Origin of the sequence: Mycobacterium sp. E1386 (assembly GCF_001672745.1) — a bacterium.
In the GTDB taxonomy this organism is placed as follows: Bacteria; Actinomycetota; Actinomycetes; order Mycobacteriales; family Mycobacteriaceae; genus Mycobacterium.
In genome coordinates, this window is sequence record NZ_LZKH01000230.1 from 25,519 (window position 1) to 35,245 (window position 9,727).

The 9,727-nt window shown below is 67.5% G+C and carries 9 protein-coding genes; 3 read left to right on the forward strand and 6 right to left on the reverse strand.

What is annotated here, in order from left to right:
* Positions 1-21: 21 nt before the first annotated feature.
* Both budA and alsS read right to left on the reverse strand, forming a co-directional pair.
* Positions 22-810 carry an acetolactate decarboxylase gene (gene budA / locus A5709_RS23770; RefSeq protein WP_068122901.1) on the reverse strand — a complete coding sequence of 263 codons (789 nt, stop codon included), beginning with the start codon at positions 808-810 and terminating at the stop codon, positions 22-24.
* Positions 811-814: 4 nt separating this feature from the next.
* Positions 815-2,497, reverse strand: coding sequence for an acetolactate synthase AlsS (gene alsS, locus A5709_RS23775; protein WP_068122904.1), 1,683 nt, complete (start codon positions 2,495-2,497; stop codon positions 815-817).
* Between the two features lie 80 nt (positions 2,498-2,577).
* On the opposite strand from alsS, the gene A5709_RS23780 reads away from it, so the two are divergent.
* Positions 2,578-3,759 carry an aromatic ring-hydroxylating dioxygenase subunit alpha gene (locus tag A5709_RS23780; protein WP_068007754.1) on the forward strand — a complete coding sequence of 394 codons (1,182 nt, stop codon included), beginning with the start codon at positions 2,578-2,580 and terminating at the stop codon, positions 3,757-3,759.
* Positions 3,760-3,797: 38 nt separating this feature from the next.
* A complete protein-coding gene (locus A5709_RS23785; protein WP_068007751.1) occupies positions 3,798-4,427 on the forward strand; it encodes a TetR/AcrR family transcriptional regulator in 630 nt (209 codons plus the stop codon).
* On the opposite strand, the gene A5709_RS23790 is transcribed toward A5709_RS23785, so the two are convergent.
* Together A5709_RS23790 and A5709_RS23795 are read right to left on the reverse strand one after the other, a co-directional pair.
* On the reverse strand, positions 4,424-5,947 hold the full coding sequence (locus A5709_RS23790; RefSeq protein WP_068122906.1) for an FAD-dependent monooxygenase: 1,524 nt from the start codon (positions 5,945-5,947) through the stop codon (positions 4,424-4,426). The genes A5709_RS23785 and A5709_RS23790 overlap by 4 nt on opposite strands.
* Complete coding sequence (locus tag A5709_RS23795) at positions 5,940-6,587, reverse strand: TetR/AcrR family transcriptional regulator (protein WP_068122909.1); 648 nt, start codon at positions 6,585-6,587, stop codon at positions 5,940-5,942. Before A5709_RS23795 ends, A5709_RS23790 begins: the two co-directional genes overlap by 8 nt.
* 125 nt (positions 6,588-6,712) lie before the next feature.
* Between A5709_RS23795 and A5709_RS23800 the strand changes: the two genes are divergently transcribed.
* Positions 6,713-7,126 carry a VOC family protein gene (locus tag A5709_RS23800; protein ID WP_067950076.1) on the forward strand — a complete coding sequence of 138 codons (414 nt, stop codon included), beginning with the start codon at positions 6,713-6,715 and terminating at the stop codon, positions 7,124-7,126.
* Between the two features lie 22 nt (positions 7,127-7,148).
* On the opposite strand, the gene A5709_RS23805 is transcribed toward A5709_RS23800, so the two are convergent.
* Positions 7,149-8,306: an AAA family ATPase gene (locus A5709_RS23805; RefSeq protein WP_068122912.1), complete on the reverse strand. Its 1,158-nt coding sequence runs from the start codon at positions 8,304-8,306 to the stop codon at positions 7,149-7,151.
* Positions 8,307-8,339: 33 nt separating this feature from the next.
* Positions 8,340-9,727 (reverse strand): Na+/H+ antiporter (locus A5709_RS23810; protein WP_068122917.1); only part of this gene is annotated, 1,388 nt, incomplete at its 5' end.

Genomic DNA, 9,727 nt, shown 5'->3' on the forward strand with positions numbered 1-9,727 from the left:
CCATGAATTCCGCCGAACCGGCTAGCCCTTGGGGCCCTCGGCTTTGTTGATCCGTTCGTCGACGTCGGCGCCGGAAAGCCGCGCGCCGAGGAAGTCGCCTGAAGTCGGGAGGCTCAGATGCAGCTGCGAAGCCCCACTGACCGCGACCTCTCCGCGTTCGAGTGTGAAATCGAGGATGTGGCCCCCGCCGGTGCGTTCGCTGTTGAGGAAGTGCAGGTGATAACCGGCGACCGAGATGCCCTGCTCGAAGTCGGGCGTGCGGAATCCGACCACCGTGCCCGACACGTCGGTGAACACGGTCTCGGCCTGCTCTTCGGTGGCGTCGGTCAGCGGCGGGTAGGGCGGCTGCTGCGCCATCACGGTGCGGGTGTGCAGTTCGGCGAAGTGCCCGGTGATCCGGATCGCGTAAATCAGGTTGGCGCTTTTGATTTCACGGTCGATCGCGGCCGTCACATCAGCGCGGCCGGTGCGGGCCTGGATCGCGATCTCGAAGTCGCTGTGGAACCGGGTGACCGCCGCGAAGGGGCTGCGATCGGTCGGCGCGGCCCGGCTGGCGGTGCCGTCGGCGCGCAACCGATAACAGACGCCGTCGAGAACGACCATCTCGCCGTCGAGGTGGTTGAAGGTGCCCAGGCCGAAGTCGCCGTGGCGCAGGATCTCGGCAACGGTGACGTCGCCGTCGTACACGCCCTCGAGCAGCGCGCTGATCGTCGAGAACTGATACACCTCGGCATCATCCGCGCGTTGGTGGGTGAGAAGCGTTGTCGCCCAACGGCGGAAGCGCTCGTAGGCGCCGATATGTGTGTCCATGGTCCTATTCGAAGGGGTCGTCGTGCAGCTGTGCGGCAAGGTCGGTGTTCCGGCTGTAGTCCACGGGCACGTCGATCAGAGACGGCCCGTCCTCGGCCAACGCCTGGCGCAGGGCGGTGGTGAACTCGTCCAACGTGTTGACCCGGTAGCCGCGGGCGCCGAAGGCCGCCGCGTAGGACACCAGGTCGTAGTCGCTCAGTTCGACACCCGATTTTCGGTCGTACTTGAGGAGTTCCTGGAAGCCGACCATGTCATAACTGTTGTCCCGGAAGACGATGTGGGTGAACGTCAGCCCCAGGTGGGCAGCGGTGGCGAGTTCCTGGGCGGAGAACAGGAACCCGCCGTCGCCGGAGACGGACACCACGGGCGTTCCGGGCCGCACCAGGCAGGCGGCCATCGCCCAGGGCAGCGCCACGCCCAAGGTCTGTTGCCCGTTGGAGAACAGCAGCCGCCGCGGCTCGTAGACGCGGAGATGCCGGGCTAGGTAGATGTAGACCGAGCCGACATCGCAGGTAATGGTAGCGGTGTCGTCGAGTTCTTCACGCAGCCGCAGCACGACGGCGACGGGGTTGAGGCCCGGGCCCCCGGGCGTGGCGCTACCGGCGGTGATATCGATGTCGCTCAACGCTTTTCGCTGTACGGCGATCTCGCCCTGGTAGTCGTCCGTCAGGGTCAGGCCGGCCAGCTGGTCGGTCAGCGCGGTGAGCGTCGCCGCGATGTTGCCCAGCAGTTCCACGGCGGGCTGGTAGTGGTTGTCGATGTCGGCGGGAACCGAGTCGATGTGCACGACGGTGCGCGCGGCGTCGGTGTTCCACAGCACGGGGTCGTATTCGACCGAGTCGTATCCGATGGTGACCAGGACGTCGGCGTGGCCGAGGACGACGTCGCCGGGCTGGTTGCGGAACAGTCCGACCCGGCCGAGGAAGTTGCCCTCCAACGCGCGGGAGATCACCCCCGCGGCCTGAAAGGTCTCGACGACGGGCAACCCAGTCGTGGCGACCAGGGCGCGCAACGCCAGGCAGCTGTCCGGGTCGGCGCCGCGCATCCCGACCAACAGGGCCGGTCGCCGCGCACCGCGGATCAGCTCGGTCGCCGTCGCGACGGCCGCGGCGGGCGCGGCCGCCAACGGCGGAATCGACTGTCGGCCCGGGATGCTCGCCGTGGTGGGGGCGGCCAGGACATCGGCGGGCAGCACGACGGCGGCCCCCCCGCGCGGTTCGCTCTGTGCGGCGCGGAACGCGCCGATAGTGGCCTCGGCGGTGTTGTCGGGGTCGTTGACCTCGCCGGTGAATTTCGTGACCGTCCGGAGCATCGCGGCGGCGTCCATCGACTGATGCGTACGTTTGAGCCGATCCTGGCGGCGCACCGCACCGCAGAGCGCGACGACGGGATCTTGTTCGGTGTTGGCGGTCAGCAGGCCGGTGGCCAGATTGGTGGTCCCGGGGCCGGAGGTCACCAGTACCACGCCGGGGATGCCGGTGAGGCGACCGATCGCCCCGGCCATGAAGGCGGCGTTTTGTTCGTGGCGGCACACCACCAGCTGCGGGCCCGCGTCGAGCAGGGCGTCGTAGACGGCGTCGATCTTCGCGCCCGGCACGCCGAAGACGTACTGCACGCCTTGCGCTGACAAGACGTCGACGACCTTCTGCGCGCTGCGTACGGGCTCACCGGGGTTCGTGGGGGCCATGTCCCCAGCCAAGCACGGGTCGAGGCGAGCCGCGATACGAAGAGTCGCGAGGGGTTGACCATCCATATGTACTCCAGTGTATGGTCCGAGGCGTGACGATCGAGAGCGTGCGGCCGGTCGAACTCAACGACGATTTGACGCGGCGGGCGTTGCGGCTCGTGTTGGACAAGACGACCGACCTGGCCGCGGATGTGCTGCGAGTGCCGCTGCACTACTACCGGGACGCGAAAGTCGAGGACATCGAGGAGTCGCAGATTCTGCGACGGACCCCGCTGGCGATCTTGCCGAGTGTCCAGCTGCCCAATCCGAACGACTTCGAAGTCCGCTCGGTGCTAGGCAGTTCGCTGCTGGTGACCCGGGACCGCTCGGGAGCCAGTCATGTGTTTCTCAACTACTGCCGTCACCGCGGCGCCATGCCCGCATGCGGCGCGGGCAACGCCTCTCGCTTCACCTGCCCCTATCACGCGTGGACGTACAAGAACACCGGGGAGTTGTTCAGCGTCCCAGGCAAATCCGGCTTCGCCGGGGTCGACACCGACGATTACGGGCTCATGGAGTTGCCCAGTCAGGAAGCGTACGGCTTCATCTGGGCGGTGCTCAGCGCCGACGGCGCCATCGACGTCGACGCGCACCTGGGTCCGCTGCGTTCACAGCTGGTCGAACTCGACTACGAGTCCTTCGGGTATCACGCGCACCGCGAGTTCGTCTCCGAGGTGTCGTGGAAGGGGGCACTGGAAGCGTTCGCAGAGGGATACCACTTCCCATTCGTCCACGGCGACAGCCTGATTGGCCAGAACGCCCTGCCCAACGTGGCGATCTACGACGAGTACGGCAAGCATCACCGGCTCGGCTTTCCGTTCAACTGGATCGTTAACCTCGACACCGATCCAAGCGGATCGTGGGACGTCCGGGACAACATGGGCCTGATCTATTGGATCTACCCGAACCTGATTCTGGCCAACAGCAACGTGGGCGTGGAAGTCATCGATATTTTGCCCGCCGGCGCCCCCACCCGCTGCACCGTGCGGCACAGCTGGTTGGCGCGCATCCCGGCAACCACCGACGACCAGCGAAGCGGCTACGACATGATCTACGACGCCGTGCACGCGGCGGTGCGCGACGAGGACTTCGCGATGCTGCCGCAGTGCGGCGAAGGTGTGCGTCAGGGCCAACACGACCATATGGTGATCGGCCGCAACGAGATCGGTGTGCAACACATGGTCAAAGTCTTTGCCGAGGAAATAGGCGTCGCGCTGAGTTAGGTTCTCATGCGACCATACTCACCGTGAGGGCACGGTAGATGCGCAGACATGGCTGGGCGGGAGCGCTGCCGTCGAGCGACGACGAAGCCATTGCGCGAATCATTTCCGCGGCGAGCCGCGCGATAGATCAGTCAGGCGCGGACATCAAAATCAGCGACATCGCCCGCGATCTGGGCGTCACCCGCCAAACCGTTTACCGGTATTTCCCGAGCACGGACGCGTTGTTGATCGCGACCGCGTTGTCGGAAGTGGGTCCCGCCCTCGACCGGTTGGCGGCGCACGTGGAGCCGATTCACGACCCCGCCGAGGCGGTGGTCGAGGGCATCGCCCACACCCTGGAACTGCTTCCCCAGGACAAATACCTCGGGCTGCTACTCACGCCGGAGAAGGCCGCGGCCTACTCGGCCAGCGTGACCTCCGATGTTGCGCTCGCGCTGGGGCGCTCCATCATCGACCGGTTCAACGTGGACTGGAACAGCGCCGGCATCACTGACGACAGGCGCGACGGCCTGGTGGAATTCATGCTCAGGGTTCTGCAGTCCTTCATCGTCGACCCCGGGCGGCCACCGCGTTGCGGCGCCGAGCTGCGGGATTACCTGCGGCAGTGGGTCGCTCCCGCAATCGCTCATTTTCAGCCCATCGCCGGAACCGCTCGGCCCGCGCCCTAACCGCTGGACTCGGGCCCGAACCAGCGCCGCAGCGCTGCGTGCAGGCCGGCTTGGTCGGCCGGCCCGAATTCGCTGGCCGCCCAGGCGACGTATCCATCGGGCCGGATCAGCAGCGCCGCGGCGGGCGGGTCGTCGAGCGTCGCGGTGACGATGTCCACCCGATCGGACCAGGCCGACGCCGCGGCCCCCACCCCGCCGTCGAAGTCGAGCAGCACCGGGCGCGCGCCGTGGAGCAACTCGGCGACCCGTCGGCCGTCGGTGAGGGTCAGCTCGGGCACGGGCCAACCCGACAACGGGTGGTCGTCACCGACGTCGTACCGCACGTCGGTGCCTGCCAGCAGCGCGGCCATGTGCTTGGCGACGTCAGGGAGGGTGAAAAGTTCACCCAGCAGCGCCCGGAGCGCGGCGACTTCGGGCCCTGGCAGCATGAGCGCGGTCTGAGCCTGCGAGTGGATCATCACGCGCTCGCCGACGGGGTGGCGTTCGGATTCGTAGGTGTCGAGCAGTCCGCGTGGTGCCCAGCCGTTGAGATGGGCGGCCAGCTTCCAGCCCAGGTTCATGGCGTCTTGCAGGCCCAGGTTCAGGCCGGGACCGCCCATGGCGCTGTGCACGTGGGCGGCGTCGCCGAGCAACAGGACCCGGCCGTCACGATAATGCTCGGCATGCCGGGTGTTCTGGCCGTTGATCCGGCGAAGGGCGTGCGGTCCAGGGCCTTTCGGCTCCTCGAAGGGAACCTCGACGCCCAGGACTCGGCGGGCACTTGCGAGCAGTTCGGCCACGCTCATCGGTTTGTCCTCGACCGGCGGCCCGAATTCGAGGGTCCCGAACAGCGATCGACCGGGTTCGAACTCGGCGTAGATCAGTCCGCCGCGGTCCAACCGCGTGTGACCGAAGGCGACCCGGCCGAACCCGGGGATGTCGAGGCCACCATCGGCGCGGCGGTACTCGTCCGGGACGTGCACGTGGGCAAGCCGGCCCACGATGTCGAGGGTGGTGCCGGGGAAGTCGATGCCCACCGTCTTGCGCACCAGGCTGCGTCCGCCATCGGCGCCCACCAGGTAGTCGGCGTCGATGCGATAATCGTGTTCGGGCGAAGACACCTGCAGCGCAACACCTTCCGGTTTCTGGCGTAAACCCGTCAGTTCGTGTCCCCAGCGCAGATCCACGCCGAGACCGCGGGCGCGCTTCTCCAACAGCCGCACCACTCGGGGCTGTTGGATGGGCAGCGCGTACATCGGGTTGTCGGGCAGGCCGGAGAAATCCAGGGTCATGGCCGCGAAGATCCACCCGGAGGTCGGCTGTGGCGGGTTGGGATCGCCCGTGAACTCTTGATATAGGCCGCGCATGTCGAGTGTCCGAACTACCTGCCCCACAAGGCCATTCGCCTTCGGCTCCGAGCTGGGCCCGGGCAGGGCATCCAGCACGACGGGCCGGATGCCGGCCAGCGCGAGCTCGCAGGCCAGCAGCAGTCCGTTGGGGCCGGCACCGGAGATGACGATGTCGGCGTGTTCGTCAGTCATGGGTTTTCTCCCTGCGCTTGGCGGGTTGGGGCAGGCCGGCGCTCACGGCGGCGAAGCCGGAACAGATCAGGTCGGTGATCGGGACCGGGGGGTCGGCGCGCACGTAGGCCTCGGCCGCGGCGTCGCCGACGGCGCGCACGATCGCCACCACCAGCCGCGGGTACAGGTCGCGCTCGGGATCGGTGCCGGTGCGTTCGGCGATCACCGCGAGCCACTCGTCGAAAAGGTCCTGCGGCAACGCATTACGCACCTGAGGGTTCATCAGCATTTTTCGCACTTCGACGAGTTCCTGACGGCTCGGCACCAGGTTCTCTTCTCCGTACCTGTCGTCGAAGTCTTCCTCCAAGGATTGGAGCACGACATGCGTGATTGACGTCCACAGCGGCTCGTCGGCCGGGCGTTGCCGCAGCGCGGCAACGCTGCGGCGCATGCGCTCGGTCTGCCGGTAGGCGAGCGCCTCGTACTTGCCGCCGAAATAGTTGTTGAAGGTGCGCAACGAGACTCCGGCCAGGTTGGCGATGTCCTCGCGCGTCACGTTGTCCAGCCCGCGTTCGAAGGCGAGGTTGAGCGCGGCGTCGCTGAGGGCACGGCGGGTGTCGGCCTTCTTGCGCTCCCGCAACCCGCCCGACTGTTCGGTCATGTCCCCAAAAGTACGCAAAACTTGCCCGGTAGGCAAGATTGCCTGATGGGCAACATTTGGATATGCGCGTCTAGCCTGGGTTGTGCACACCTATGCCACGACCGAACGCGTTGAAAGGTGAAGCCATGGAAGTGCAATTCATCACGAGCGTTGCAGTGATCACCCCAGAGCCGGCGGTCAGCCGACGGTTCTACGCGGACACGCTTGGCCTGCCCCTGACCGCGGAAGCCGACGGCTATCTCCACAGTGAAAGCATCGACGGGTGCAACTCCTTCGGCGTCTGGCCGCTGGCGCAGGCTGCGCAAGCCTGCTTTGGCACGCCTGACTGGCCAGCTGAGCGGCCGGTGCCCCAGGCCAGCATCGAATTCGAGGTCGCGGACGCCGACACCGTCCAGGTCGCGGCGAACGAGTTGACACAGAAGGGCTTCACTCTGCTGCACGACGCACACACCGAGCCGTGGGGACAAACTGTCGCTCGACTGCAGTCCATCGAGGGCACGATCATCGGCATCTCGTACGCGCCCGCGATGCATTCGTAAACACGGGCGCGCCTGTTGGTCGTTAGCGCTTGCCCCAGTCCCACGGCGGCGTGGTCAGCAGCCCCTGACCGGTGACCCGTGTCTCGCCCCACTCCTTGTAGAGCTCGATCTCCACGGCGTCGTCGCCGGTGGCTTCCAGCAGCGCACGGGAATGGGTGACCACCAGGACCTGCGTCCGCGCGGCGGCGGTGCGGATCAGGCCCGCGAGCGGACGCACCAGGTCCGGATGCAGCGAGGTCTCCGGTTCGTTGAGCACCATCAGCGACGGCGCCTGCGGGCTCAACAAAGCGGCGGCCCAGAGCAGGAATCGCAGTGTGCCATCGGATAATTCGGCGGACCGCAGCGGCCGCAGCATGCCGCGCTGCCGCAGCTGCAGGTCGAAAAGCCCGTCATGAACCGCGACCGACACCGTCGCGCCGTCGAAGGCGTCCTCGACGGCGCGGCTCAGGTCGTCGAAACCCGCCTCGATGATCGTCTGGATCGCGGCGGCCAAATCGCTGCCGTCATCGGAGAGCACCGGGGTGCGCGTTCCCACCTGCGGGTGCCGGGCCGGCGCCCCCGCGTCGACGCGGAAGCCGTCGTAGAACCGCCAGCCGCGCAGCCGCTCGCGCACGGCCGCAAGCTCGGGCAGCGCATGCGGGTGGGCGTACTCGGCCAGCACGCTGCGGTACGTCGGCAACGAGCGGGACAACTCGTCGAATCCGCGGCCCGAATCCGCGCTCACCTCGGCGAAATCGCGGGTCCGGCGCACGAGCGTCGCGCTGGGCCGCAGCACCGGCCCGGCGAACAACGCTTCCCGCTTGATCTCGGGATCGCGGCCGAAGGCCGACTTCGGCCCGGCCATCTGCGGCATGCCGAGATCGACCAGATAGCCGAAATCGTCTGAGGCGAAGCCCAATTCGAGGGAGACGGGCCGGGTGCGCACGGTGCCCTCGGCCCTGCCGGTCCGGCGCGCGCCCTTGAGCTCCTCGGGCCCGGCCCACAGTGCGGACTGCAGCCCTCCCTCGCGGGCGAGCGAGGCGATGACCTCGCCGCGGCCGCAATCGGCCAGCAACCGCAACGCGCGGTACAGCGAGGACTTGCCGGCGCCGTTGGCGCCGGTGACCACCGAGAGCCGACTGAGCGGCAGGATCAGCTCACGCAGCGAGCGATAGCCGCGGATCGCCACCGTCTGCAACATGGAGCCGACTGTACGGTCGACGACCGACGGGCCCTACTCGTTGTCGGCGGCGTCGAGCAGCTGCACTTCCTCGAGGTCCATCTCGTTCTGCAGCTCGCGCAGGACGATGTCGTCGATGAGGTTCTCGTTGCGCAGCGCGGTGATCTCGCGGCGCTTGCTTTCGAGCATGCCCAGCCGAACCCTACGGACGAGATCCTTCTTCTTGACCAGGTGGCTGTTCGTCGAGTCGTTTTCGGTGGCGAGGGCCAGCGCGGCCTTTTCTTCGTATTCCTTTTGCAGCCGCCTGCGGAGGTCGTCGCTGATGCCGACCTCGTCGGCGACCGTCGGCAACGCGTCGAGGGCGGCCCGAGCGCCGCGGGTGCGAGCCAGCTGCAATTCCTCGGCGTGGGCCACGTCTTCGGGCATCTTCGCCCAGCGCACGACTGCGGGCAGCGTGGTGCCCTGGACGAGGACCGTCACGAGGATGACGACCACCACGATGAAGATGAGCAGGCTGCGGTCGGGGAATGGCGCGCCGCTGAGTGTGGTCGTCGGCACGGCCAGCGCGGCGGCGAGCGACACCGCCCCGCGGAATCCCGCCCAGGCGGTGACGAAACGCTGACGCCAGTCGACGCGCCGTTCCCGCTGCGCCTCCCGGCGGTCGATCAGCCGGATCAACAGCACGGTGATCTCGCCCCAGAAGATTCGCGACAGAATCACCACGACGGTGACGGCGAGCGCAATGTACAGGGCGTGCCGAATCCCGCCGTCCACGCCGGCGATGCCCCGCAGCGCCCCCGGTATCTGAACTCCGACGAACACCCACAACGAGCCGTTGAGCAGGAAGGTCGCGCTGTCCCAGAACGCGTAGGCCTGCAGGCGAGATCGCGCGCGGATCACCACCGGCCCGGCGTAGGCGAGCATCAATGCCGCGACCATGACCGCGACCACCCCGCTGCAATCCATGCTCTGCGCCAGCAAGAACGCCGCAAACGGCGTCAGCAGGCTCAGTGCCCCTTCCTCCTGGGGCGCGTCAATTCTCTTGCGCAGCAGGGTAACCGCTCCGCCGACCAGAAGTCCCGCGGCGATGCCGCCCAGGTAGGAACCGACGAACCGACCAACCAGGTCGATCGGGGTGATTTGCGCGCCGCCGATCGCGACGTGGACTGTGACGGCGAACAGGACCAGGGCCGTGCCGTCGTTGATGAGACTCTCGGCCTTCAGCACCGTGACCGATCGGCGTGGCAACTTCTTGGCCAAACCGGCCACGGCGGCGGCGTCGGTGGGGGACAGCACGGCGCCCAACACGGCCGCCGCGTGGGAGTCCATGCCCAGCGCCCGTGCCGTCCACGACACGGCCACCGCCGTCGCGATCACCAGGGCGACGCTCAGGAACACGATGATGCGCGCGTTCGCTCGGATCTCCCGGAAGCTGGTGTTCA

Excerpts from the sequence above, each read along its gene's own strand:
- budA (WP_068122901.1), bottom strand. The coding sequence starts at position 810 with ATGGACACACATATCGGCGCCTACGAGCGCTTCCGCCGTTGGGCGACA.
- A5709_RS23780 (WP_068007754.1), top strand. The coding sequence starts at position 2,578 with ATGGTCCGAGGCGTGACGATCGAGAGCGTGCGGCCGGTCGAACTCAAC.
- A5709_RS23795 (WP_068122909.1), bottom strand. The coding sequence starts at position 6,587 with ATGACCGAACAGTCGGGCGGGTTGCGGGAGCGCAAGAAGGCCGACACC.
- A5709_RS23805 (WP_068122912.1), bottom strand. The coding sequence starts at position 8,306 with ATGTTGCAGACGGTGGCGATCCGCGGCTATCGCTCGCTGCGTGAGCTG.
- A5709_RS23790 (WP_068122906.1), bottom strand. The coding sequence starts at position 5,947 with ATGACTGACGAACACGCCGACATCGTCATCTCCGGTGCCGGCCCCAAC.
- A5709_RS23785 (WP_068007751.1), top strand. The coding sequence starts at position 3,798 with ATGCGCAGACATGGCTGGGCGGGAGCGCTGCCGTCGAGCGACGACGAA.
- alsS (WP_068122904.1), bottom strand. The coding sequence starts at position 2,497 with ATGGCCCCCACGAACCCCGGTGAGCCCGTACGCAGCGCGCAGAAGGTC.
- A5709_RS23800 (WP_067950076.1), top strand. The coding sequence starts at position 6,713 with ATGGAAGTGCAATTCATCACGAGCGTTGCAGTGATCACCCCAGAGCCG.